The following is a 22369-nucleotide window of genomic DNA, read 5'->3' on the forward strand; positions in this document are numbered from 1 at the left end:
GAATGAGGCCGTTTGAGCACATCTGACCATTTCTTTATCGGTGTATTCGGTGAGCCTAGCGATAGCGCACCATTGTTCATCATGAAATGGGCTAATTCTGTTTCAAGATCAGTCACCATACGCTCATGAATCGGTGATAGAATTTGTTCAAGCTGATTAAGCTTTAACGCTTCTTCAATTTGTGTCCATTCAACAGCCACCGTGATGTATTTACCGACTTTGCCTGTCGCTTTGCCAGAGATAAGACCATTTTTATCTTTCCCCGTAATGTCACCTGTCTCTGTTCTTTCAGACTTGAATTGATGCGGACGCTTAAAGCTCACACTGTCGCCCGTGTTTGAGTTTATCTCACCCGATAATAATTGCCTGTCAACGGTTTTACACAAAACAATATCCGACATAAAACCGGGTAAGAATTTTTTTAAAACGATTTGACTAATATTTGAGTCTAGATTATTTGCCATTTTTTTACTTTATTCAATAATTGCACCTGGGCACAATTTGTTAAACTCATCGGATTTCACGTTTCCGGCGCCACCTTTTAGCTCGGGTTCAGGCTTAGGTGTTTTTTTAGGTTTGGGTGCCAGTTTTACCTTCTGGCTAATTTGACCTAACAGAAACGCGGCTCGGATAGGATCATTCTCAGCGGTAAGCCGCTGGCGTAATGCTTTGTTTTTTCCAAGTGCATAGGCGATAAGTTCTGTTCCCTCATCAGCAGCATGAATTAAAATTTCCTGTTGTAGTACTGGAACTTCTGAACGTACAACCTCTTCCATCTCCGTATAATCTTTTACGGGTAATTTAGCTGCACGTTGTTGATGGGATTTTAAACGCTGAATAAATCGTTCCTGAACTTCTTGTTGCTGCCTTTGCTGCGCTTGTTTTTTTTGTTCGACATGGCTTTTTTTCTCATGCCAATCTGTCAGTGCTTTTTCATAGACTTCTTCATCATAATCACATGATTCCAAGGTGGGTTTAGCAGGAATAACGTTATCATGATTCACTGGCGATTGATAAGACTGCTTGGTTGTCAATTCCTCAAGCTGTCGTTTCAAATCGCGATTTTCTTTCTGTGTTTCTTTAAATCCTTTTCTAAGTTCTTTAACCCACTTAGGAGCTGGCTTTCCTTCAATTGAATCATCGTCATCAGCCAGCGAGATTTCTTCATCGCCGATCTGCAAGGAGTAATCTTGTTCCTGATCGACGTTCTGATGGTTTTACTTCAGATGATTCACCAGTCACAATTTCAGCATTGTCAGTGGTGTTACTCTCACTAACTTGCTTTGTTTGTTCTGTTGTTTCTAGCTGTTGTCGTTTCTGATTTTCAGACATAGGTACAGCCTGACCATCAATGATCAGTTCGTTTTCCATCTATTACCCCTTAACTCTGCGAGAAGTCCGCAGGAGACTGTTGGTTATTTTGTGATTGAATAGTTTTCGCAACATCTAAGCTTTGCTTATGCTGCATATCGGTTGCTTTTAGAATTAACTCGGCATCTGCTCGTGATGAGTCGCCTTGTTCTTTCTGGAATTGATGTAACATTTTTAGCGCTTCTCTAATTTCAGAGCGCTTTGTACTATCAGCAGAGGCAAGAATCTGAACAACTTTGGCTTCTGCTACTCTAGCCTCAGTCTGAGCCTGAAAAGCTTTAACCTGAATAGACAACTCTTCGTTCTTCGCTTTCTGAACTTCAGCTTGCCCTTGCATCAATACCCCTTGAGCGGCTACAAGTTCAGCATTAGGTTGTTGGGCTTGCTGTTGAGCCTGATCAACAACTTGGGCTTCTTCTGCATTACGAGGCTTAACAACGCCTTGAGTTAATAACTGCTTGCGATTGTAATCTTTGAACTCGTCGAGCCCTTCCCCGTCCATATTGTCTAGAATAATCCCCTGAACAACTGCACGCATTGGGTCTTGCGGTAACATTCCAGCCAACAGATTAGTCAGAACTGAAACAGTAGCATCACGTCTCGCTGTATAAGATGGCCCCACATCAACGGTGACATCATAACGCCCGTCGATAAGTCATTCATCGCTACCACTTGTCCTGTCTGCTTATCTTTGATGGCAACCGACATTAACGCTATATCGTCCGTACCATCATCATTAACAATACGGACTTCTCTGTCTGAACCATAAGACTTCACGTGCCATCGATAACCAAACTTCACCTGCTCGCTTAAGACTTTTGGCATGTTATCAAGGTAAATAAATGAGGACATATCAGAACGATGCATCAGATTATTAACCGTCTCTTTAGCTATATTGCTTGGCATTTGTTGCATAGCCTGACTTGAACCGGTTACTTCCTGAATATCACTACTGGTTTGTTGTAATAATGCCGCCATTGCCTGATTGAGTGGCTGCGGTTGGGTGTATCCTATTGGCGTTGGTGGCGCAATAATATTGCCTTGTTTGTCAACAATCTCATTTAATGGTAAAAAAGCGGGTCTGTTCTTATTTCTAGTTTCCCAATATTTCTCCAGTTTTTTTATCTGACTTTTACCAACAATCGGAATTGAGCCCGTATCCTGAGTCGCAGAATCTGCCAGCATCGACACTTGTAAGTTATACAACCGTTGTGCATCCATGGCTTTTGCTATATGCCCCTCAACTCGCTCAATATCATCGATAAACCACCGCTTACCATAGACTGGAATTAACGGAATATGATCACCTGGTATTCGTTGAGCTTTCTCGAGGAATCCATCACCATCAATCACTGAGACATAAACATGTTTGCGCTTTATGGTTCGCCGAGCTTCCTCGATAAAGCCTATGTCTTCAAGATCATCCTGAACAAGTTGAAGTTGATCACTGTCATAGGTGACTTTTTCATTAGTGAAGGGATTGCTAAAACTAATAACATCGACGGATTCTTTTTTTACTTCATAATACTTGGCAATATAAACAACATCATTATCAAACCAGTCATAATCCCAAGTTTTCTCAATTCTGCTATCTAACGTCGACGGATCTTTATTGTATTCAGTTTTGTATTTATCAACTGACAGTGAATACATACAGAAAGCCCATTCAGCATCAGACTTATCATATTTCTTTGCGTCAGGATCAAACCAAACGGAGCGGGCAGGATCGTATATTGGCTCCAAGCGAATACGCTGTCTTTCATCCATGGGTTCAAGTTCATTGACTAAATTTGTCGTCAGCCTGAAACAACCAAATCCACCTGTCGCTGCATCATCGAATGCATTATCACATGCCTCACCACCGTCGGTTTCTTCGTAATCAGCACGAAATAACCCATTTAATTTATTGGCTAATTCTTCGCTAGCTTCCTTGTCACCAGGCCTAAATTTCACCGTAATTCGATTATTGCGATATTCGCTAATTATTCTGTTTAATTCATTAGATATTTTATTGATTTCAAATTTGGGATATTTCTCAAAATGTTCTTTTACTTCAGATCCAGCGGCCGTTGCGCCTTCCCATTGCCCACCAGGAACTCGCGCAAATCTTGTCGCCTCAATACATTTACTTCTTACTTCTTTTTGCGATAAGTGCGCACGGTCAAATCTGAGCATAATTTGCTCATGTCTTTTATGTAATGTTTCAGCCATAATTACCAACTAGAAGATGAGGGAACGAATATTTCAGTGTCTTCTTTTAAACGAATGGGATTAGCAAATGACATCATGAGGGTATCAGCCATATTGGGTGATTTTATTCCTTTTGATCTCATCTTCTCTTTGCTAATCAATTGGATTAATCGATTACCCGCGGTGCGTTTTCGTTGTTGTTTAACCAATTCAGACTTAAGTTGTGATAGTTTTTTTATTTTTGATGATAGGCTTATCAACTCATCCGGATCGATATATTCTCTCTTTTCAACTGCGCGCCAGGTTTTATAAAATCTATCTGCCAAATAAACCCAATATTGCGCGCGTTTATTTCTAAACGTATCACGGTTAGTTCTGTCATCATTATTTGTTGATGAAATATATTCACCATTCCCTGGAACATATATTTCATTAGGATAATCAGGAGAATCACCAGCGCCAAAGCCAGTTACAACCATCTTATTACCATCGTTACTCTGTCTTAGATGAGTTTTTACTGTACCCGCACCTAAACCAATGTTGTCATAAATAAAATCATCAGCTCGATAGTCAAATGCTTCATCAAAAGCCCTAATATAGCTAGGCGACTTAATTTTGATTACAGCATATGTATTAAAAACAGGTCATCGATAGTGCATCCTGTTTCCATCTTTTTACGTTTAGCTTGAGACCATTTATGTTCTATAGGATTTAAATCTGGTGAATACACAGGCAAATATTCTATCTGGTGTCCTGCGTTTATAATTGCCTGTTCAATATTCTTACCTTTGTGAAAGCTAGCGTTGTCCATAAAAATAACAGAATTTTCAGGAAGTTCTGGGAGCAATATTTTTGTGATCCAAACATAAAAAACATCACGGTTAATATTGCAATCAAATAATCCGATAGCAAAAAGGGTTGTTCCCAATAAAGCGCCAATAACATTTGTTCTTCCCTTAGCACCCCAGTTTTTCAGGCCAAAACAACGGTGACCTTTTGGGGAATAGCCGTGAGTTCGTGGAGTGTCATGTGAAAAACCACTTTCATCAATAAAAACAACAGATTTATCTTTTTTTTCATACTGTTGTCTTTTTTGCTGATGTGCCAGCCTGTCGCTTTCGTTGGTTTTTGGATGGAATAGAGTTTTTTTATAGGTTAATCCCAGCTTTTTAAGGGATTGCCAAATAGTCTTTTTACAAACACCGAATCGCTCTGCCCGTTCCTTTTGGTAAGCATCTGGATACTGTTCCACATCTTTTGCTAAAGCATTTTTATCGAGCTTCCTCTTACGTGGCGTTGAATTTTTTGGCTCTGGTCGTTTAAGCCAACGTACTAAAGACGCTTTTCCAATACGGAATTGTTTCGCAGTTTCTCGAATTGTTAAACCTTCGGCTTTCCTTACAGATATTACTTTACGTCGAAAATCAATTGTATAACTCATAACACACCTTGTAATCAAAATTAAGTCGCCTAGCTATAGTTGCATCTGCCACATCACCTTCTGACCAACTCACACAATCCTCAACAAGCACGCCATAGCGTTTTGATAATGCTTTTTCATCCTGACCAGAATCGGCAGGGTCAAAGGTAACAACACGAATGCCTCTTGGCCTAAGTCCTAACTTGATGTGAGCATCGATCGCAGCATCCACCCACTCAGGCTGAATTAATGCATCATCATAATTAGCATCACACTCGCCACCGTAAACATGAAGCCATTTTTTATAGTTTTCACGTTTCATCTTCTCAGCATCATTTTTGAGTTCTTCGGATAACCAGGGATTATCCAGGTAACTCACTTTGCCGACATATAAGTCATCGTCTTCGTAATAGCCTTGAACATCAATTATTTCCTTGTAAGGCTTAACGAAACGCTTATATACAGCGCCATCTTCTTCTGCCGGATTAAATGAAAACCACAGCTCAGAACCAGGCTTTCGTATTGTCGGTATAAGTATATCAAGACTCTTTTCAGATACTGTTTCAGCTTCTTCTATCCATGCAACATCAAAATCATGCTTTGACTTGATAGAAGCTATATTACGTGCTAATTGTCCGTATTTAAAAATAGAATCATTTATACCTTCAATATAATTATTAAGAATGCGAAATCGGTTTTGTAATCGCAAAGTTTCTATTTCCGCTTGTAAAACAGCGTGTACAGAATCTTCAATTGAATTCATAAACTCACGTAAGCATAAAAACCTACGTTTATTAATCGATGCTGTTATTAATGCTATCTTAGCGAAAGAAACCGTTTTCATGCCGCCACGACCACCAAAGTAAACTTTTATGCGTTTCGGTTTAAACATTGGCGCGAACTTTTCACTAATTTGCACCTTCACTTATAGTCATTCCTATAAATTCAATGCTAATTTTGTTGTCCGTTTCAATTGCGCCGCCATTTTTACCTGACAATTCAGTTTCTTGTTTATCAGCATATCCATGCTTACTTAGCATCAATTTGGCAATAGTAGGATTGAATTCCCCTTTCAAACCAGAATTTAGCAATTTATTTTCTTGCAATGCGAGAATTCCTTCAACGATGTCCGAAAATTCAACATTTGTTGATGACCATTCATAAATTGTCGATCGAGAAATATTGAGATAACAAGCTAAACCAGCGATATTAGGCACAACATCCCCTACTGTTTTATATTCGCCCATTAAATAGGCCTTGGCCTTTTCAAGACTCATGGCTAACTTACTTGGGCGTCCAATTTTCTTTTTGCTCACCATAAGTTACTCTCTAGGTTTACTGGAAAAGGAGTAAAGCCTCTTTCCCTTTTTGAATTGACTTTTGCGCACGGGCGACAGGTGTACTTTCTGCGCCGGATTCGTGCCATAAATCCTTAAATATCTCAAATTTCAGCTTCTCGTCTTTCACAAAATCGATGGTGATTTGTGCTGCTGCTGTATCAAGTAATACCAATCTTAAAATATCAAGACGCACTTGTTGTTCTGCGGTTATTTCTTTCATCATTTCACCTATTTCGAATTAATATTTATGTTTAGCCGCACTCATTGCCCATCGTTTAGCCTGATTTAGACAATCTTCTAGCATCTTGCCTCGTTTACTCGCTGGCTGTTTGCGGTAGTACCGGATAGCTTCATTTGTTGCTAAACTGGCTACAGAGTTAGAAAAGCCGAGCTTCATTAACTCGGCCTTGACATTGGTTTCGATGAATTGTTCAGGAGTCATGCTTGACTTTCTCCATTTGGCGTATCATCAAATCCTGGTAGTCTTAATTGAGAAAGTGCCATAATTGTTTTTTCTGCTTTACGTATCTTATTCAGATGACGCTTACGTAAGTTCATTAAGTCGCTTCCTTTTCTACCAAAATTGTCAAACGACCATTTATTTGCAGCAACCAACCTGTTTTGCATTTCGCCAATCGTTAATGATTTCAATCCTTCCATATCTAACAAAGCAAGATTTGTTGGTTGGCTTTCTTTTTCCGCTAAATCCAGTAACCACTTACGGAGTGATTTAGCGACTTTGGTTTTAGATAACATTCCGATTAGATGAGCGCCACGAACTGAATAAATTCTTATTTTTTATAGCGTAACTCATTGTTTTTATTAGTCTCGGTCAAATTGACCGTCCCTGACATCTCATTTGTAAACTCATCTTTATTCCTGTTAAAAATGCGAGTAATAGAAGATGCGTCCTTGTATTCCAGTAAGATAGATAGTTGTTTATTAGTGAACCAGATTTTTCCGTCACCGTTATTAAAGGGAACGATATTGTGTGTTTTAAATGTTAATACATGATTCATGATGTCTTCCTTACTTAGGTAATGAACCTTTGCCACATAGGAAATCAGCCCATCGAAGTGACATCAGCAAAACTGATTACCTCAAAGGCTCATTCCTAAATAACGGGTTCGATGTTTGGATTAGTTGCGCATGTGGTACGCTGGGTTGTAAGTTTTGAAAATTGTTAATTAATAAAAGTTAACATTGCTCTTAATTGTTACTGATTTCATGATGCTTACCTTTCAAAAAAGAGACCTCAGCTCACACAGAACGTACAGACCCAGAACGCATCATGATTGACTGACGTTCTCTGAGGTCTATTTTGTGAATTGTCTCGGGTTTATTTAAATGCGCGGTGATGGCGCGGGGACTATCCGGAATTTCCAGATAGTTAAGTTCTTAATTCATTGACACTGCGTTTTGATGTACTGCTGTAGATATTCCGTTTGCTTTTCGTTCTCAATCATCATCTCTCTGAGACTGAAATAATCTTGTCTAGCTGCTTCGCTAAGTTGTGGGGGTGGCTTCATCATATCGGCTCTTGGCGGTAGTGGTTTTGGGTGCACCACACACGGCGTTGACGCGCAACCGCTTAACGCCAGCACGCACAGCATCATTGAGCTTATCAATTTCCGCTTTGGCATTATTGAGTTCCTCGGTGTGTTTAATATCGAGTTGGCGCAAGGCTTCTATCTTCTGCTGCTGCAATTCCAACGCTTCAATCTGCTCGTGATATTTCTGTTTTAGCGTTTGATAGTTTTGCTTGACGGTTTTGTAACGGCTGTTGAGAAAAACGAGTGATAAAACCAATGCGACAATCATCGCTACGACAAATGCGTAAGGTCTCCATAACATATTACGCTCTCTATTTCCCGACGGGTCATTAGCCCTTTCCAGACTTCGCCTTTTACGTAAATCCATCGTTTCATCTCATCACATGCGCCTTTTCGGTCATCAGCGTTGAGCTTTTTGAGTAATGTGGATTTCCCAAAATTCCCCACGCCCACGTTGTAAGCAAATGAGTAAAGCGCTGCTTGAGTCAGGGTATTGATACTCACCTTGACCAGCGAGTCAACATGACGCTTAACCGCTTTCAAATCGTCATCAAGCCACTGATCACATTCGGCTTTGGTGTACGTCCTGTTACGCTCAATGTCCTTGCCTGTGTGCCCGTAGCAAACCGAAAGCACACCACCTCCGTCAAAATAGGGCTTAAGTCTCAACCCTTCAAAATGCGTTATCATGCTTGACGATAAAAACAACGCACTACCGCCCGTTGCCATCAATATTTTTTTCGGTATCTTCATACTGACGTTCCTTGAGTCTGTACTCCTTTTTGCGGTAGTACACGTTGATAAAAAAATGTCCCTATCGTGCAGACAATACCCATCACAGCTACCCACTGCTCAAGGGTAAAAAATCAAAAATCGTTGTCATGACTCCCCCGATGGTGGTCATGATGCCCCACAGATAGGCGGCAGGTGTTGAGTATTTTTCAAACATACGCATATACCCTCCCGTTGAGGGTTCCATTGCTTTGAATTGAACAGGGAGCCAGCCGCCTTACTCGTTTTGATGATTGTTTGTGTGAGTATTGCGGTGGCGTAAACGAAAAACCCCACGTTTTCACATGGGGCTATGCACTACTGCCTTATTTACCTTATATGTACCATACGAGCTTACAAAAAGTAGTGCGTTGATAAGATATTATTATTTGGTTAATGAAGCAACAAAAAACCCCGCAAAAGCGAGGCTCATAAGTTAGCTGACGTTGTTGTCACTCTTATCACAATATCAGGATTTTTACGATCGTAAAGTATTTTTATGCTATTTTTGTACATCCGGATCCATCTCCAGTTTTATATTCAGCATCATCAACATACCTTCAATCACCCCTTCTGCTTTTTGTAATTTTTTCCTATATGCGTATCTGAGCAATGGTGTTCATAAGCTAATTGGATAAATGTTTTACCAAATACATAGTATTCAAAGAGTAAATCGTGGATATCCCTGTTTTTTTGATTTAGTTTAGCCATACAGCTTGAAATAATCATGGCATCATCTTCGCAGCACTGGGGCTTGGATTTTATTTTGAGCGGAATTAATCCTTTAAATCCTGTTGCAACAGGTGACCAATACACATCTTCTCTATTATCAGCTACCCAAGCTCCCCAGCGAACTAATACCTGCTGAATGTCACGCATTAATTCCCCTCCGGCAAAATATGAATTGAGGCATGGTCTCAATGCCCTGCGTTGAATAGTAATGGTGGTTTCTTGATTATTTGATTTCCCAAATGGTGATAATTAATTTTCCGCCCTTAACGATTTCCTTTCGCTCAACGTGCAACACATCTATCTGAGAATCATCAACTATCAAACTGCCATGACAAAGTGCATCAATCGGTGCTTTCATCAGGTTATCTAAATCTCGCTTACGACGGTCAGGTGGATATACTCCTATCTCAACCCCCAAACGTTGAGATAATCGTTTACAGAGCTTTTGACGCATTATTTCAGCGACTACCGACTGACGATATAATTTGCCTTTTGCGGTGATGAAGTGTTTGTGTTTGGCGTGATACCAGTAGTGATTGACAGAAGGGGGAAAAGGAACGGTGATGTTATAAGTTTTCATTCATAGCTTAATCTCTCTCATCTCCACCCCTTTAGCGGTATAACCGGTTAACTGTTTACCTGCTATTCGTTGACGCTTTTTCGTCAAAAAGTGGATGTGGTCTTCATAAACATAACGGTATTCACCATCGACAAGGATATGTTTAAAGGCTTTCGTTGGTTGCTTTGCATACTGCACAAATCGTATTAAACCATTGTTTTTAATGTTTTCTTTTGTGCGCACCTCTTTGAGCGTTTTTTCTTTACATCGATAAATCCAAAAATCATTTAGCTTTCCGGTTATCTTTCTGGTACGCACTTTGATATAACCCAGTCGCTTCATGAGCTTGCTAAATTCTGCGTCATTACGGATTAAGTTGCCGATATATCGTAGCGGTTCAGCTTGCCAGCCTTTAGCTTGATAAATTTTCATTAATGCGCGATGATGATGTTTATTAAAAATCGTGTATTTATCGCCTTGCTTGGGATTACGGTATAATATCCAATTATCAGCGGCTTCTTTCCGTGCTTTTTGGTCAATCAACAACGCGAAGGTAACCAAAGGTGAACCATCTTTACGTTCAGTGAATTGCTGGCTAACTTTGCAAATAATATTCAGTGCATAACTATCAATATCTTTAGGCTGCACAAATTCATAATAATCATTATTTTTCAATCTATTAGTTGTGCGCACCTCTGAATGATAATCATAAGATTTTTTATCCTGACCTGTTAGTCCAATATCGCTATCTGCCTCATGAACGGAAATCCCCGAATTAAGCCACACTAACCCATTGCCATCGTGTCTTAGTCCCAAATCCGTTAATGTGCAAATACCGTTGTTAATGGCTAACCAGTTGCCCGAAGTAACCGCTTTTCGAAGATTAAATATATCGAAGTCCTCACTTTGGACACAAAGGTATCCTTCACGGCGATTTTCCCTGCTTTGAATTTTCATATTTTTGCCTATTTGATTTTTATTTGGTGGGGTTTAGCGGATTACAGGTGAAGTTTTCTATTAACACTTTTGGCAATTTGTCACGCTTTCCAGCACTGCCTCCCGTCCAGTAATAATCAATTTCTTTAAATTGCATTCTAAACATGGACGGCTGGGATAAGATTTTCAGGCAATCCTGTTCTGATAGTGCTTTGTCACTATAGTGCTGCCAATACACGGGTTCGCCGCCATTTTTAACAATGGTTGCTTCGATTTGGTATTTCATTGGGGGTGTCCTAATTAAATCGTTACGCCTTGAGCGTGGCGTCTTAAACTTTGTTGATGAGATGATTGTGAGATTTTTTCTGCTTCCTGTTGATTGGTGTCGATAAAGTGACCGTTTTTAAACTCCTGATAAACCGTACCCGTTTTGCCAAATCGATTTTTGGTTACGATAATTTCAGCATACTTCGCTGAGGGTGAATTTTCGTTATAAACCCCATCACGATACAGCATGATAATACTGTCTGCATCTTGCTCAACACTGCCTGAATCCCGTAAATCAGCATTAACAGGACGTTTATTTGTCCGCTTTTCAACCTCTCTTGATAACTGGCTCAATGAAATTACGGGCGTTTTTAATGTTTTAGCCAGCCGTTTCAAATTTGCCGAAATATGCGCTATAGCTAGGTCATTTCGTTCAGCTCTGGGTTTATCAATTAATCCGAGGTAATCAACCATGATTAACGAGAGCTGGGGATACTTTTTTTTCTGTCTGGTGGCAACAGAGGCTATTTGCTCAATGGTAAGTTTACTTGCATCCACTATCCAAACATCTAAATCATGCAACAAACCAATCGCACCAGTTATCTTATTCCAGTGCTCCTGCTCTAATCTTGAGGGATTTCTCAGCATTGAAACGGGAAGATTTGACGCTTGTGCAATCTGTCTTTCAATGATTTGGCTTGAGTCCATTTCCATTGAAAAAATTAGCACACCCCGTCGCTGATTCATGTCCCTTATTTCTTGACTGGCAACACTTCTGGCAATCTTCAATGCAAATTCGGTTTTCCCCATACCGGGTCTGGCAGCGACAATCACTAAATCAACCGGATTAATACCCCCTGTTATCTCATCCAGTTCACCTATCCCTGTTTTTAAGGTATTTGACTGCTCACCGTTTTGTAAACGATTGTCCAGTAAGTCGGTATAATCACTAATGAGTTCTTTCAGGTTTACAGGCTTGATTTCTTCATTCGAAGTTCGCAATTTTGTTGCTTTCGACAAAAAATCATCGATAGCTTGAGTGGCTGACTGGATAGTGCCATTGGCAACAACATCCTTGACCGAATTTATCATTGTCAAAAATTCCCGTCGTTGATAATTCTCAGCAACCATTTTCGCATAACCTTTGAGATTGGCTGCACTGGGGCAATCTTTGGCTACGGACATAACCTGAGTGAAATTACCCTCTCCCATGTGTTCAGCCACCATCACCATATCAATCATGTTTCTGGTTTTAGCCTGGCACTGAATTATTTTGTAAATTTCACGACAGAAATGGGAGGAAAAAGCATTAGGCTCAAGCGTTGACAACACATCACTGGCGTCTGGCGTTAAACCTGAAATCAGCAAGCCGCCTATCACGCTTGCTTCAAGTTGGACGTTGACCAATTGAGTATCTCCTTAATCACAGATTTTCCAAAAACAGAAAAACTCGCCGTATCGCATTCTGAGCGACGATAAATTTTTAGACGTACCTGAATACGTTTTTATCAAGAAAATCTTTCAGAATTGATTACAGAGCGTTTTAGAGGGCATCTGAATAGAAAATTGAGATTGAATTTTTAAATCTGAGGAGAAAATCTGCAATGCTAGCATCCCCTGTCGGCAAATTTACCTTCACGGACTCCGGTTACTGTGGTTTCTCTCAGCAAGTAATCAATATCCGCTGTCCAGCCTGTGTTGTTCTCACCAAAGTAAAACGGTTTTGCCATACCAACAAACGCTCTGACATAGGCTCGCCAGCCTTCCAGGTTTGAATTAGCCAGTAAGCCAACAATTTTCTTCAAGCGGGTTTTACGCTTGGCATTGGCTTCAACAGCATGGGGGAGTCTGTCACCCACTTCCTCGTTGTAGGCAACCAGATAATCGTTGTAGTTCAGTGTTTGGGGTTTTCGCTTTTCAGGTTTAGCCAATTCTCCCCCTTTCACCTCGTGAGGGGTAAGGGGTGTATTATTATATTTATTTTCTTTTGTAATAGTTTCTTTTGTGTGTCCCTGTTTTGGTGACAACGCTGTCACGCTTTTGGTGACAATTTTTGTCACTGTTTTGGTGACATTTCTTAAGTTGTCACTATTTTGGTGACACTCTTGAATTTTCCACTCAGAAATTATTTTATTTAAACCAATCTTATTACCTGATTTAATTAAGATATTCATCGAAATTAACTCATTCTTTGCTTTGTTTACTTTTTGTCTTGGTAATTTTGTTATCTCAGCTAATTGACTATCAGAAATGCGATCCATTTTTTTCTGAAAACCATATGTTTTTCGACAAACAGCATGTGCTACTTTTGCCTGATTTCTGGTTAAATCGGCACCAATGAGTGCCTCATACAGTTCATTCGCTATTCGTGTATATCCATCTTCAATCTCAGCCACGGCATTCTCCCTGACTTCGTTTTTAACTCTGTAATCATCAAGACTGGTGACTGTTGCAGCCATTTTTAACTCCTTGTAACTTTCTGAATTCTGATACAAATCGATATGCGAAACGCTTATTTTTTGATGCAGCAACCAATAACCCATCAGGACTATCTGGATGGACTTTTTCTTCATGGTTTTTGTTGATAAATCGGCGTTTTTTTGGCATAATAACCTCACTGAAATTGAAAGAAAAAAAGGGAAATTCACCGTTTCCCTTCTCCTTGAAATACTAAACAAACTTAAAGTTCGATCTGACATTCTAAAGCTTCATCGTTTTTTAACCTTGAAGCTTCTTTTTTTGGTAATCTCAAATGCTCTAGCATGTCTATTAGCTTGCGTATTTCTTCACCTGATATATTTGTAATAACAAGCTCCTGTGTCGATGAATCAGGCACACTCACTACATGCCTTGGTAAGCCGTATTCTGAGACGACCTGACAGGCTAGTTTAAAGATTCTGGTTTTATCCCGACTCGCTGTTGAGGGATGGATCCCTAGTGATTTGGCAAACCCGTTATTACCGCCTTCTGATGCCATCTTCTGGTAGAAGTAAGATTCTAAATGCTCCGGTTTGCAGGTGATTTTGATAGTATTTGAATATTCCATGGTTATAATCCTTAAGTAATAAAATTCCCTACCTCAATATTCCTATGAGGTTGTGGTGGCTCCAAGAAAGCCTAGAGCGAATCAAAATGTTAAAGAACGATATTTGTTATTATATGATTAGAGTTGGTTTGGATGAATTAAGCGGGTATCAATTCAGGCCAAATTTTCTTCCAATCATATGGACGTAACTGTTTTCTAGATATTGCTTTATCGCTTATTAGTTCAATACAAACACATAATTCAGCTCCAAGTTTTTGATCTTTGCTGATAGCTTTACGTAAGTACCCTAAGCTGGTTCCACACGCCTTAGCAAAAATATGCTGTTGTTCTAACGATAAAGTGTTCAGATAAATTCTTAGTTCTTCCATTAGGTTGTCCTTGAATAAGCTCTATTTATATTACCTATAAGTAATATATCAATCAATACCTATAGACAATTTACTCTTAGGTAAATCTGCATAAGATTTTATATATGGATAAATATGAAAAAAGACGTTTACGTCTTATTGATATTAAAGATACCTTATGCGGTGGTAAGATCGTTGATCTTGCTCGCCGTATTGATCGTGAACAATCTTATGTATCTCGAATGCTTTATCCTGAAGGAAAAAAATGGAAAAAACGCATAGCAGACGATATGGTTGATATTATTGAGGATGCATTTAATCTTCCTAGAGGATGGCTAGATGGTATAAATAACGGACTGGATATTAAAAAAGAAAGAATATTAACTAAGCAGCATGAAATTTTGCTTGACTTATTTGATAGCTTACCAAAAAGCAAAAAAAATAAATTTATAAAAGAATTGGCTGAAGAAAAAGATGAGATTGATAATCTTATAGCCGAGATAAAAGAACTTCACCGCAACACCAAAAGAGCTAATTAATATACCCTATCCAAAATTATGTATTACTCAAATTAACTTTTTCTAATTTATCTTTTTATAACCCTTCCCTATTTTTTCAATTCTAAATATGTAGAACATTTATTAATAAAGCCATATTAAGAATATTTTTTATCTTTTAATTCAATGTAGTACCGAGGATATAAAAATAAATATCTTTAGGCACTTGATTTTTTATTACCTTTGGGTAATGTTACTCATATCAACTCACTGCAACAGGCAAACGCCAGACAATACTCCGAGTTATCTGTGAAACTTTACCAGACGTTGCTAAGTAGCCAGCCTGAGGCATACGAACATGAAGGCAAGTGTAGTCATCAGTAACTAAGCATTATCGCTCTTTAACATCTTAGAACGGATTCAGGCACTCTTGAATCAACCATCATTGAGTGAGTTTTGGGGTGTGTGAAATGTACAGAACAGTCAAATCTCGTTTCTACACCAGGGAATAAACAGACTGTGGGTACAAACCGGAAATATCCGGCACACACCGCTAAAACTTACTTTGGAGGTCAACATGACACAGATTGCCGTCATTAAGCGTAGTAACTACGCCCAACGTAGATATGAACGTAGAGCTGCATTTCTGGCTAAAAAACGTCAGGAAGCAGAACAAAAATGCCAAGCCCGTTCTACAGAGCAAATCCTTGATTCCATATTCAACAAGCAAGATGACACCATTAATACCATTGCATCACTCACTCTCAATCTAAAAGACAAAAAGCCTCAGCCTTCATTTGATAACTGTTGCTTACCGAATACTTATCTCTATTCTGCAAGAAAATACTCAAAAACCCGCAAATCAAATAGCATACATACAAAATGATTTGATAGTCTTTGCAGCAATCTTATCCTACACTTAATCCATAAGTTTCAGATAATAGCTTTCCCTCCCGATAGGTTGGGAATTTGAAATCTCCCAATTTCAGGGAGGCCAGGTTGTTAAAGAGCGGTGGTGATAATTAACTTTATCGTTGATAACGTCTTGATGGAAAAGCCTTTAATTCTTCAGCTTCAATTTTTCCATTTTTATGAACAAGAATAGTAATGTTTCTTTTGGCACTAAGGGCTTTACTAATTGCTCCTTGATATAGTCCCAAAGCTTGAGCGACTTTCTCTTGTCCATGCATACCAACATATTGAGATAATGTCAGTCGTTTCATTAAAATATCCCCTTTTTTAGGTTAAATTATTACTTAAAGTAATTTTAATGTCAACACCGCATGTTATTGATAAGTATTCCAATAGGTAATAGAATTTTTACATGAAAAAAAAACCATTAAATGAAGAACAACTCAGAGATGCGATTAGACTTAAATCCATTTTTGAGAAAAAAAAGAAAGAATTAAATCTTTCTCAAGAGAGAGTAGCTCATGAACTAGGGATGGGTCAGAGTGCGGTTGCTCAGATTCTAAATGGAATAAACCCTTTGAATATTACAAATGCTGCCGCATTTGCTACTTTACTTAACGTAAGTGTAAATGATTTCAGTCCAACACTTGGTGCTAAGATTGCAGAAATATCTAGATCAATAGAGCCCCTTCAAAATAAAAATAGATATCTTGATAGAGAAGAAGAAAGGTTACTTGAAATCTTTTCTAGCCTTCCTAAAAAAGATAAGGAATTATTTTTAAACAGAATTAGTGAAAGGAAGGATGAAATTGATCAGCTTTTCGAAGAAATGATGGAAATAAAAAAATTAAAAAAAAACCATTTAATTATTTTTAAATAATGTTAGATACACATAAATAATAATTAGTTACATAGCGTTATTCCTCCCGCTTTTAATAAATTCCATCCTCAATTTTTTAATTTCCTATAACTACATACATTTCTTTTTAAAGTTAAAGCACCTCTTGTAATAAAAATAATTACAATAAGTGTTGACCGTATTATTACAATAGGTGATACTTACCCTATCAACTCACTGCAACAGGCAAACGCCAGACAATACTTCGAGTTATCTGAAACGTTGCCAAGTAGCCAGCCTGAGGCGTATGAACATGAAGGCAAGTGACGACAGTTAAGCAGCACCGCTCTTTAACACCATTTCGCTGAAAAAGCGTAACCACAAAACACCCAAACAGTCGGTTTTGGGGTGTGTGAAATAACCAAAATACAGCCATTAAGTTGAAACCAACACCAGGGTACTACCAATATGACTGTAAATATAATCCGGATACCTCCGGCACACACCACCAAAACCCATTGTCAGGAGGTAATATGTGTAACTTTCATGGTTATGATAATGCTCGCTGTCGTAGACATGAGCGTAGAAGCGCCAAGCGAGCAGCCTATAACTATAACAAAGCGCTTAATTTGGCATTGAAAGCAGCGTTAAACCCATCTAAAAAATCTAACCAACTAACAACTCCAAATCCTAAACGCCCTATTCTTTCACTAAAAAGAAAAATGATGAGTCGTGTAGAAAAAGCAATATCAATACGCCTAACTAAAGTTTATGACTCATTTGATAATTGCTGTTTGCCTGAAATAGCTTTATACACTGCTAAAAGGTTTAAAAATAAACCTAAGCTCAACTTCGGAGTAACTGCTAATGTTTGAGAATAACAAAACGATTAAGGTTCAAATTGTTGCAAAGTGTAACTATATAGTAGATATGAACGAAGAAGATTATAAAAAATTTGAAAGAATTATCGATTCACAAATGACATCCAGCAAGATGAATGATGCAATTCTTGATATAGCAAGCAAATATGGAATTTATGATAATATCGACTTCTGCGAACCTGAAGACATTGAATTCCATCTGATAGGAGAATAATTAATCAATTCACAAAATCAAATCCTTTCTTTTTATTAATCATAAATAAACAATTCATAATATAATCAATGTCTTATTAAGGTGATCATTATTCCTGTTTTGTGTGTTGTTGGATTACACAGAGGGAGCGAGCCTGACGCGCCAGAAATATCTGGCAATCAAATTAGTTTCAGGATGTGTGAATGCGGCTCTGCGCTCGCGGGACAGTCAACATTCTATAAATTATCTTTCAAATAGCTAAATATAGTTTGATTGCGTTTACCCGACCGTGATGACTGTAATCGGACACCAAGAGGCACTTGGCACACATCCTAACTTTTCAGCAAATGTTAACAAGGAGTACACATAATGAGATTGGACAATCCACGCATTGTAACGGCAAAGCATCCCAATATGGGTAATCTGGTTGGGATTACTAATGGTAGTCGTCATTTGAGCGATGCAAAATACTTAAGCAGCATTGATATATGGAATGACGACGACATGGAAACAAGAACTTTCAAAGAAATTATACAGTGCTTAACAAAAGAAAATAAGCGTCTTAAAAAAGAGAATTTAAGACTGATGAAGATATACCGTGAAATTGGTGGGCTGTGCAGGATTTGAACCTGCAACATAGGGACTAGAAGAATTTGAGTATTGCTGTTGCAGCACCGATAGTCAAAACTATCACACTACCCAGCTTTAAAAGTAGTCCTGTAGCAATATGTTCAACATCCTTACGAATTAAGGCTATCTGAGCGTCAGTTTTTTCAAAACGTGCTTGTATCTGAGCTTCGTTCTTCTCAAAACGAGCAGCCATATCTTTGCGAACATCAGCTATTTCAGCAGATAAGTCTTTACGAACATCAGCAATATTGCGATTTACCTCAACAATATCAGCTTTGGTCGCTACATCCGCAACTTCATGCGATCTACGTACAACAAGTGAAATAGCTTTAGCTTGCTGACTAGTAAGTCCAGCCGTTTGAAGCTCTTCAGATGCTTGTAGTGTATCAAATGCAACCTGACCCATAGGGAATCCTCCTTTTTGGTAAGTATAACGGGTTTAGGGTTCAATCTGCAAAATCTTTCACGTTAATACCTTAATTCGTTTCATTACGGAGAAATATTTTTATGTCTAAATTAGTTGTTATTGAAAATACCGTTGTCCGTCAAGATGCTTTCGGGCGTTATTGTCTGAATGATTTACACCGTGTGGCAGTTGCACAAGGTAAAGCAACTGAGTCTCAGCGGCCATCTGCTTTTATTAAAAGTAAAGGTATTTCTAAAGTAATAAAAATCTTAGGTAAAAATTCAGTACAAATAATGCATGGTGGTATTGAATCAGGAATTTGGGCTGTAGAAACATTAGCTATCCGTTACGCTACGTGGCTCAAAAAAGAAACAATTATAGAAAAAAATAGAGCAACAACCGCTTGTAATTATAACGTAATAACTCATCAACAAGAGTTTACCGATAAGATTAATGCGGGACTTATATTACTGGATTTTGCAAAAACAGAGCTGAAGCTCAAGCCTTCTGAAATAATTAACGCGACAAATAAATTGGGTCAGTACATAGGCATAGAAAATATTCTACGATAACCAATTCCCACGATTGCTAAGCGTGATGGTGAACGGGATTACAGCAGCATAGTAAAACATTGACATTTTAAATACCCATTGACGAAAGAAGAAATCATGCGCTATATTCTATATTAAGTGCTGAACACACCTTTTGATATAGCGGATACCGCTCCCGAAAGTAATGCGGTTTTTTTACGTCCATAGATTGTTATGGTCGGGTAGCGAACAGTATATACAACACCCTATTGGGGAAAACTGTTGGCCGTCTATATCCGGTGTTCAAGTACCCGACCGCCCATCCGAACAATGGGTGATATTGAACAATTGATATAGGATGTAAAAATGAATACTCAACTCAGATCATTTTATTTTAACAATATCTACGATGTGCGTGTTCAGATTATTAATTCTGAACCATGGTTCTGCCTTAATGATGTTTGTAAAGCTTTGACAGTCATAAACTCAAGTGATTTGCTTTCAAAACAGTTAGATAAAGCTGGGGTAGAAAAAATCTACCTTAGGTCAGATGGGCAGAGACGGCAATTTGCCTTTGTAAACGAACCTAATCTTTATCGTGTTATTTTCCGTAGCAATAAGCTGGAAGCAAAACAATTTCAAGATTGGGTATTTAATGAAGTTTTACCGTCTATCCGAAAAACTGGCAAATATGAGCATCCTCAGCCCAGACCCGAAGCACCAGAACTCTTAAATGATAACGATACTCGCAATTTGGCTCATCTTGTCTGGAGCATGGCGAATGGATTTAGATTTGAGAGGGCATGGACGCAAGGTATCTGGTATGCGCTACGTCATGCGACAGGAATCGCATCGCCTCAGCACTTCGAGGTTAATCAAATCGCAATAATTGCAGAAGAATGCCGACGGATTTACGGCATTACTGACACGCTCAAATCAGCTATCTTCGATGCTGAAAAACAAGCCATTCGTCGTCTACTCCGCCATAAGGAAAATGTCGAGATCGTCCTTCGTGAAATGCAGCAACTGTTAGAAGCCAGTACTCACGAACATGATAGCGTCATGACACAATCCCTTGAAAAATGGCAACAAGCGAACGTTAATCGCTTCCTCCAACGTAACTAAATAATCTTAACGCCCCTTTTTACAGGGGCAATCATTCATCAATTTAACTATTGAAGGATACCCTTATGCAAAATTTAATAAATATCGAAACAAAAAAACATTAACGGCGGATTAATCCAAACTGTTAATGCCCGTGATTTACATGCGTTTTTAGAGATTAAATCCAGATTTAATGACTGGATAAAAAATCGGATTAGAGAATATAACTTCATAGAAAACTTAGATTTTATAACGCTTACTAAAAATTTAGTAGGCGGTGGCTCAAGAGTTGACTATCACATTTCACTCGATATGGCAAAAGAGCTATCAATGGTTGAGCGCAATGAAAAAGGTAAACAGGCCAGACAGTACTTCATTTGAATGCGAAAGACGAATTTTACAATCACAATTACCCAATAACCCAACAACTTTAGGCTTACCTAATTTCCTTGACCCTGCTGAATCAGCCATTGCATGGGCTGAGCAGCATAAAAAAGTTCAACTGTTAGGGGTACAGGTTCAACAGCTTGAAACCGAAATCGATAGCCTAAAAAACCTGTTTCAGATTGGTATGACACCTGTTCAATTCTGCAAGCAGCTTAATGGCGTAAATATTAACCAGGTCAACCTTTTTCTGGAATCGCGTCATTTTCTCTACGATGCAGAAAAGGATATCAGCAAGGCTCATGTCTGGCGTGTTCATTCTTATGCGAGAGATACCTATCTAACCGAATCACCCTTCATCATGACAAACGATTACGGGAAACGCCAGTGTTATAAAATCGTTCTGCTAAAAAAGGGGGCTTCATGGCTATATAACCAATACCTCAAAAGTAAGCTACCGATGAAGAAAGACTGGAACGGCGAATTCACTCACGACAAATATAGTCAGGTGGCATAAGGTGGTAACGATGAACAAAGACAACATCCTGCTAGCGCTGGCAAGACAGGCAGCAAAGTTAGCGATTGATACCCAACGACAAGATATATGGCTAATCGCTTTATCACTGCAACTAAAAGCTTATGGAAAAAATCATCATGCCCCTTAAATCTGAAAAGGCGAAAAAAACGCCATCTTAAAGAAAAAATTATCACTCTGCTACTGGATTCGTCCTTTTCACAAAATGAAATCGAGTTATTAGTCGCGGAGATTAAAACCAGAAAAACAGGATGCTATTTCAGTTCGAGGAGGTCAAATGAACCCTTACGCCATGCAAGATTACTGGTACGAACAACAGCAAGAAATTGCTTATTGGGAAGACAGGCTGGACGACGAAATCAGCGAACTTGTCCAGCCTGTTTATGACTGCCTACCTTCCTCAGTGATGCGAAAACTCAGTATTGAGGATTTTGACGATATCTGGAAGGCGCTGTTTAACCATTTCAAAAATGAGAACATCCATCAGTACAAAGCACTTCGAGCACCTAAGAGGAAATTATCTATGAGCGAAACACAACATACCCGAAAAGAGAGAAGTTTTCAACAACAGGTTTGGGGAAACGCTGTCGGTGATTAATGTTAACGATAAAGTTGAAAGAAAACGGCCTTTCTTATCTCTCATGGCTTGGCATGGGGCGTATTAATGGCACATTATCCAGAATCCTACTATGTCATTGATGCCATTAGCTATAACAATGATGGCAGTGCGATGGTGTCGTTAACACTCACGGTTAAACAAGGAAATAATGAGTTTCCCCGAAAAATGTGGTTACCCGTTATGGATTACCGGAATCAGGCTATTTCTAACCCTAATGCCGTTGATATCAATAAAACGCTCATGCGCTGTCTCACCAAGGCTATTTCAATGTTTGGATTAGGATTTTATATCTATGCCGGAGAAGACTT

The 22369-nt window shown here is 38.8% G+C and carries 33 protein-coding genes and 6 pseudogenes; 14 read left to right on the top strand and 25 right to left on the bottom strand.

Translation table 11 applies throughout. The features are described 5' to 3' along the window. The 23 genes and pseudogenes from AYJ55_RS19090 to AYJ55_RS19190 form a co-directional block, all read right to left on the bottom strand. Positions 1–464, bottom strand: a pseudogene (locus tag AYJ55_RS19090) (P22 phage major capsid protein family protein); the annotation flags it as partial. Between the two features lie 9 nt (positions 465–473). Next, a pseudogene (locus AYJ55_RS19095) lies at positions 474–1371 on the bottom strand (phage capsid protein). Between the two features lie 10 nt (positions 1372–1381). Continuing rightward, positions 1382–3582 (bottom strand): annotated as a pseudogene (locus AYJ55_RS19100) (portal protein). Between the two features lie 2 nt (positions 3583–3584). Further along, positions 3585–4181, bottom strand: a complete 597-nt coding sequence (locus AYJ55_RS19105) for a terminase large subunit (RefSeq protein WP_342668186.1) — start codon at positions 4179–4181, stop codon at positions 3585–3587. Continuing rightward, a complete protein-coding gene (locus AYJ55_RS27090) occupies positions 4181–5002 on the bottom strand; it encodes an IS630 family transposase (protein ID WP_063654603.1) in 822 nt (273 codons plus the stop codon). Before AYJ55_RS27090 ends, AYJ55_RS19105 begins: the two co-directional genes overlap by 1 nt. Beyond that, a complete protein-coding gene (locus AYJ55_RS19115) occupies positions 4986–5906 on the bottom strand; it encodes a PBSX family phage terminase large subunit (RefSeq protein WP_245677459.1) in 921 nt (306 codons plus the stop codon). Before AYJ55_RS19115 ends, AYJ55_RS27090 begins: the two co-directional genes overlap by 17 nt. After that, positions 5890–6300 (bottom strand): DNA-packaging protein, encoded by a 411-nt coding sequence (locus AYJ55_RS19120; RefSeq protein ID WP_063657169.1) that lies wholly within the window; start codon positions 6298–6300, stop codon positions 5890–5892. The genes AYJ55_RS19115 and AYJ55_RS19120 overlap by 17 nt, the downstream gene beginning before the upstream one ends. 16 nt (positions 6301–6316) lie before the next feature. After that, a complete protein-coding gene (locus AYJ55_RS19125; RefSeq protein ID WP_063657170.1) occupies positions 6317–6541 on the bottom strand; it encodes a DUF2560 family protein in 225 nt (74 codons plus the stop codon). Positions 6542–6559: 18 nt separating this feature from the next. Continuing rightward, positions 6560–6763 (bottom strand): hypothetical protein, encoded by a 204-nt coding sequence (locus AYJ55_RS19130; RefSeq protein ID WP_063657626.1) that lies wholly within the window; start codon positions 6761–6763, stop codon positions 6560–6562. After that, on the bottom strand, positions 6760–7077 hold the full coding sequence (locus tag AYJ55_RS19135) for a hypothetical protein (RefSeq protein WP_063657627.1): 318 nt from the start codon (positions 7075–7077) through the stop codon (positions 6760–6762). Before AYJ55_RS19135 ends, AYJ55_RS19130 begins: the two co-directional genes overlap by 4 nt. 647 nt (positions 7078–7724) lie before the next feature. Further along, positions 7725–7853 carry a lysis system i-spanin subunit Rz gene (locus AYJ55_RS36365; RefSeq protein WP_425393829.1) on the bottom strand — a complete coding sequence of 43 codons (129 nt, stop codon included), beginning with the start codon at positions 7851–7853 and terminating at the stop codon, positions 7725–7727. After that, positions 7828–8175: a lysis system i-spanin subunit Rz gene (locus AYJ55_RS29815; protein WP_187153330.1), complete on the bottom strand. Its 348-nt coding sequence runs from the start codon at positions 8173–8175 to the stop codon at positions 7828–7830. Before AYJ55_RS29815 ends, AYJ55_RS36365 begins: the two co-directional genes overlap by 26 nt. Beyond that, positions 8145–8627 carry a lysozyme gene (locus tag AYJ55_RS19150; protein WP_063657628.1) on the bottom strand — a complete coding sequence of 161 codons (483 nt, stop codon included), beginning with the start codon at positions 8625–8627 and terminating at the stop codon, positions 8145–8147. The genes AYJ55_RS29815 and AYJ55_RS19150 overlap by 31 nt, the downstream gene beginning before the upstream one ends. After that, complete coding sequence (locus AYJ55_RS36370) at positions 8624–8710, bottom strand: hypothetical protein (RefSeq protein WP_245677464.1); 87 nt, start codon at positions 8708–8710, stop codon at positions 8624–8626. Before AYJ55_RS36370 ends, AYJ55_RS19150 begins: the two co-directional genes overlap by 4 nt. Before the next feature lie 5 nt (positions 8711–8715). Continuing rightward, positions 8716–8823, bottom strand: a complete 108-nt coding sequence (locus AYJ55_RS33715) for a phage holin family protein (protein ID WP_245677461.1) — start codon at positions 8821–8823, stop codon at positions 8716–8718. Positions 8824–9147: 324 nt separating this feature from the next. After that, positions 9148–9524, bottom strand: a pseudogene (locus AYJ55_RS19155) (antiterminator Q family protein). Positions 9525–9600: 76 nt separating this feature from the next. Next, on the bottom strand, positions 9601–9957 hold the full coding sequence (locus AYJ55_RS19160) for a RusA family crossover junction endodeoxyribonuclease (protein WP_063657629.1): 357 nt from the start codon (positions 9955–9957) through the stop codon (positions 9601–9603). After that, a complete protein-coding gene (locus AYJ55_RS19165) occupies positions 9958–10893 on the bottom strand; it encodes a hypothetical protein (protein WP_063657630.1) in 936 nt (311 codons plus the stop codon). Positions 10894–10912: 19 nt separating this feature from the next. Further along, positions 10913–11158, bottom strand: coding sequence for a DUF1187 family protein (locus tag AYJ55_RS19170; protein ID WP_063657391.1), 246 nt, complete (start codon positions 11156–11158; stop codon positions 10913–10915). A gap of 14 nt (positions 11159–11172) precedes the next feature. Then, positions 11173–12546 carry a replicative DNA helicase gene (locus AYJ55_RS19175; protein WP_063657631.1) on the bottom strand — a complete coding sequence of 458 codons (1374 nt, stop codon included), beginning with the start codon at positions 12544–12546 and terminating at the stop codon, positions 11173–11175. A gap of 200 nt (positions 12547–12746) precedes the next feature. Then, a complete protein-coding gene (locus AYJ55_RS19180) occupies positions 12747–13598 on the bottom strand; it encodes a replication protein (RefSeq protein WP_063657439.1) in 852 nt (283 codons plus the stop codon). Between the two features lie 221 nt (positions 13599–13819). After that, the gene (locus AYJ55_RS19185; RefSeq protein ID WP_063657632.1) at positions 13820–14185 is read right to left on the bottom strand and encodes a hypothetical protein; all 366 of its coding nucleotides are present in this window, start codon (positions 14183–14185) and stop codon (positions 13820–13822) included. Between the two features lie 137 nt (positions 14186–14322). Next, entirely contained in the window at positions 14323–14553 is a 231-nt protein-coding gene (locus AYJ55_RS19190; protein ID WP_063657633.1) for a transcriptional regulator, read from the bottom strand. A 104-nt stretch (positions 14554–14657) separates the two neighbouring features. Between AYJ55_RS19190 and AYJ55_RS19195 the strand changes: the two genes are divergently transcribed. Together AYJ55_RS19195 and AYJ55_RS19200 are read left to right on the top strand one after the other, a co-directional pair. After that, positions 14658–15071, top strand: a complete 414-nt coding sequence (locus AYJ55_RS19195; protein WP_063657634.1) for a hypothetical protein — start codon at positions 14658–14660, stop codon at positions 15069–15071. A gap of 535 nt (positions 15072–15606) precedes the next feature. Next, positions 15607–15915 (top strand): transcriptional antitermination N peptide, encoded by a 309-nt coding sequence (locus AYJ55_RS19200; RefSeq protein ID WP_063656469.1) that lies wholly within the window; start codon positions 15607–15609, stop codon positions 15913–15915. Positions 15916–16057: 142 nt separating this feature from the next. On the opposite strand, the gene AYJ55_RS19205 is transcribed toward AYJ55_RS19200, so the two are convergent. After that, entirely contained in the window at positions 16058–16252 is a 195-nt protein-coding gene (locus AYJ55_RS19205) for a Cro/CI family transcriptional regulator (protein WP_063657635.1), read from the bottom strand. Positions 16253–16353: 101 nt separating this feature from the next. Here AYJ55_RS19205 and AYJ55_RS33720 point away from each other — a divergent pair. The 4 genes and pseudogenes from AYJ55_RS33720 to AYJ55_RS19225 form a co-directional block, all read left to right on the top strand. Beyond that, a pseudogene (locus tag AYJ55_RS33720) lies at positions 16354–16623 on the top strand (helix-turn-helix domain-containing protein); the annotation flags it as partial. 596 nt (positions 16624–17219) lie between these two features. Then, on the top strand, positions 17220–17654 hold the full coding sequence (locus AYJ55_RS19215) for a transcriptional antitermination N peptide (RefSeq protein WP_245677405.1): 435 nt from the start codon (positions 17220–17222) through the stop codon (positions 17652–17654). Beyond that, entirely contained in the window at positions 17647–17874 is a 228-nt protein-coding gene (locus tag AYJ55_RS19220) for a hypothetical protein (protein ID WP_063657637.1), read from the top strand. The genes AYJ55_RS19215 and AYJ55_RS19220 overlap by 8 nt, the downstream gene beginning before the upstream one ends. Before the next feature lie 348 nt (positions 17875–18222). Further along, the gene (locus AYJ55_RS19225; protein ID WP_063656476.1) at positions 18223–18480 is read left to right on the top strand and encodes a hypothetical protein; all 258 of its coding nucleotides are present in this window, start codon (positions 18223–18225) and stop codon (positions 18478–18480) included. Between the two features lie 16 nt (positions 18481–18496). Here AYJ55_RS19225 and AYJ55_RS19230 read toward each other — a convergent pair whose 3' ends face one another. After that, positions 18497–18889, bottom strand: coding sequence for a hypothetical protein (locus AYJ55_RS19230; protein WP_063657638.1), 393 nt, complete (start codon positions 18887–18889; stop codon positions 18497–18499). Between the two features lie 101 nt (positions 18890–18990). On the opposite strand from AYJ55_RS19230, the gene AYJ55_RS19235 reads away from it, so the two are divergent. From AYJ55_RS19235 to AYJ55_RS19255, 8 genes and pseudogenes are all read left to right on the top strand, one after another. After that, positions 18991–19461, top strand: a complete 471-nt coding sequence (locus AYJ55_RS19235) for a KilA-N domain-containing protein (protein ID WP_063657639.1) — start codon at positions 18991–18993, stop codon at positions 19459–19461. A 324-nt stretch (positions 19462–19785) separates the two neighbouring features. Continuing rightward, positions 19786–20076: pseudogene (locus AYJ55_RS36375) on the top strand (BRO-N domain-containing protein); the annotation flags it as partial. A 96-nt stretch (positions 20077–20172) separates the two neighbouring features. Continuing rightward, entirely contained in the window at positions 20173–20544 is a 372-nt protein-coding gene (locus tag AYJ55_RS33725) for a hypothetical protein (RefSeq protein WP_245677462.1), read from the top strand. Positions 20545–20724: 180 nt separating this feature from the next. After that, positions 20725–20904, top strand: coding sequence for an antA/AntB antirepressor family protein (locus AYJ55_RS36380; protein WP_425393830.1), 180 nt, complete (start codon positions 20725–20727; stop codon positions 20902–20904). Then, the gene (locus AYJ55_RS36385; protein WP_187153331.1) at positions 20867–21424 is read left to right on the top strand and encodes a hypothetical protein; all 558 of its coding nucleotides are present in this window, start codon (positions 20867–20869) and stop codon (positions 21422–21424) included. The genes AYJ55_RS36380 and AYJ55_RS36385 overlap by 38 nt, the downstream gene beginning before the upstream one ends. Positions 21425–21434: 10 nt before the next feature. Next, entirely contained in the window at positions 21435–21572 is a 138-nt protein-coding gene (locus AYJ55_RS31110) for a hypothetical protein (RefSeq protein ID WP_187153132.1), read from the top strand. Positions 21573–21719: 147 nt separating this feature from the next. Continuing rightward, complete coding sequence (locus tag AYJ55_RS19250; protein WP_063657641.1) at positions 21720–22040, top strand: hypothetical protein; 321 nt, start codon at positions 21720–21722, stop codon at positions 22038–22040. Positions 22041–22106: 66 nt separating this feature from the next. Further along, on the top strand, positions 22107–22369 hold a 263-nt coding region (locus AYJ55_RS19255; protein WP_162505741.1), incomplete at its 3' end, for a Sak single strand annealing protein.

The organism is Candidatus Arsenophonus triatominarum (genome assembly GCF_001640365.1).
In the GTDB taxonomy this organism is placed as follows: Bacteria; Pseudomonadota; Gammaproteobacteria; order Enterobacterales; family Enterobacteriaceae; genus Arsenophonus; species Arsenophonus triatominarum.

Bases quoted from the DNA above. Each gene is read 5' to 3' on its own strand.
- AYJ55_RS19130 (WP_063657626.1), bottom strand. From the start codon at position 6,763: ATGACTCCTGAACAATTCATCGAAACCAATGTCAAGGCCGAGTTAATG.
- AYJ55_RS36370 (WP_245677464.1), bottom strand. From the start codon at position 8,710: ATGGGTATTGTCTGCACGATAGGGACATTTTTTTATCAACGTGTACTA.
- AYJ55_RS31110 (WP_187153132.1), top strand. From the start codon at position 21,435: ATGAACAAAGACAACATCCTGCTAGCGCTGGCAAGACAGGCAGCAAAG.
- AYJ55_RS19250 (WP_063657641.1), top strand. From the start codon at position 21,720: ATGAACCCTTACGCCATGCAAGATTACTGGTACGAACAACAGCAAGAA.
- AYJ55_RS19200 (WP_063656469.1), top strand. From the start codon at position 15,607: ATGACACAGATTGCCGTCATTAAGCGTAGTAACTACGCCCAACGTAGA.
- AYJ55_RS33715 (WP_245677461.1), bottom strand. From the start codon at position 8,823: ATGTTTGAAAAATACTCAACACCTGCCGCCTATCTGTGGGGCATCATG.
- AYJ55_RS19150 (WP_063657628.1), bottom strand. From the start codon at position 8,627: ATGAAGATACCGAAAAAAATATTGATGGCAACGGGCGGTAGTGCGTTG.
- AYJ55_RS19180 (WP_063657439.1), bottom strand. From the start codon at position 13,598: ATGGCTGCAACAGTCACCAGTCTTGATGATTACAGAGTTAAAAACGAA.
- AYJ55_RS19185 (WP_063657632.1), bottom strand. From the start codon at position 14,185: ATGGAATATTCAAATACTATCAAAATCACCTGCAAACCGGAGCATTTA.
- AYJ55_RS36385 (WP_187153331.1), top strand. From the start codon at position 20,867: ATGAAAAAGGTAAACAGGCCAGACAGTACTTCATTTGAATGCGAAAGA.
- AYJ55_RS19165 (WP_063657630.1), bottom strand. From the start codon at position 10,893: ATGAAAATTCAAAGCAGGGAAAATCGCCGTGAAGGATACCTTTGTGTC.
- AYJ55_RS19190 (WP_063657633.1), bottom strand. From the start codon at position 14,553: ATGGAAGAACTAAGAATTTATCTGAACACTTTATCGTTAGAACAACAG.
- AYJ55_RS19205 (WP_063657635.1), bottom strand. From the start codon at position 16,252: ATGAAACGACTGACATTATCTCAATATGTTGGTATGCATGGACAAGAG.
- AYJ55_RS19230 (WP_063657638.1), bottom strand. From the start codon at position 18,889: ATGGGTCAGGTTGCATTTGATACACTACAAGCATCTGAAGAGCTTCAA.
- AYJ55_RS19195 (WP_063657634.1), top strand. From the start codon at position 14,658: ATGGATAAATATGAAAAAAGACGTTTACGTCTTATTGATATTAAAGAT.
- AYJ55_RS19135 (WP_063657627.1), bottom strand. From the start codon at position 7,077: ATGTTATCTAAAACCAAAGTCGCTAAATCACTCCGTAAGTGGTTACTG.
- AYJ55_RS19225 (WP_063656476.1), top strand. From the start codon at position 18,223: ATGAGATTGGACAATCCACGCATTGTAACGGCAAAGCATCCCAATATG.
- AYJ55_RS19235 (WP_063657639.1), top strand. From the start codon at position 18,991: ATGTCTAAATTAGTTGTTATTGAAAATACCGTTGTCCGTCAAGATGCT.
- AYJ55_RS19125 (WP_063657170.1), bottom strand. From the start codon at position 6,541: ATGAAAGAAATAACCGCAGAACAACAAGTGCGTCTTGATATTTTAAGA.
- AYJ55_RS19120 (WP_063657169.1), bottom strand. From the start codon at position 6,300: ATGGTGAGCAAAAAGAAAATTGGACGCCCAAGTAAGTTAGCCATGAGT.
- AYJ55_RS19170 (WP_063657391.1), bottom strand. From the start codon at position 11,158: ATGAAATACCAAATCGAAGCAACCATTGTTAAAAATGGCGGCGAACCC.
- AYJ55_RS36365 (WP_425393829.1), bottom strand. From the start codon at position 7,853: ATGATGAAGCCACCCCCACAACTTAGCGAAGCAGCTAGACAAGATTAT.
- AYJ55_RS19220 (WP_063657637.1), top strand. From the start codon at position 17,647: ATGTTTGAGAATAACAAAACGATTAAGGTTCAAATTGTTGCAAAGTGT.
- AYJ55_RS19160 (WP_063657629.1), bottom strand. From the start codon at position 9,957: ATGAAAACTTATAACATCACCGTTCCTTTTCCCCCTTCTGTCAATCAC.
- AYJ55_RS27090 (WP_063654603.1), bottom strand. From the start codon at position 5,002: ATGAGTTATACAATTGATTTTCGACGTAAAGTAATATCTGTAAGGAAA.
- AYJ55_RS29815 (WP_187153330.1), bottom strand. From the start codon at position 8,175: ATGTTATGGAGACCTTACGCATTTGTCGTAGCGATGATTGTCGCATTG.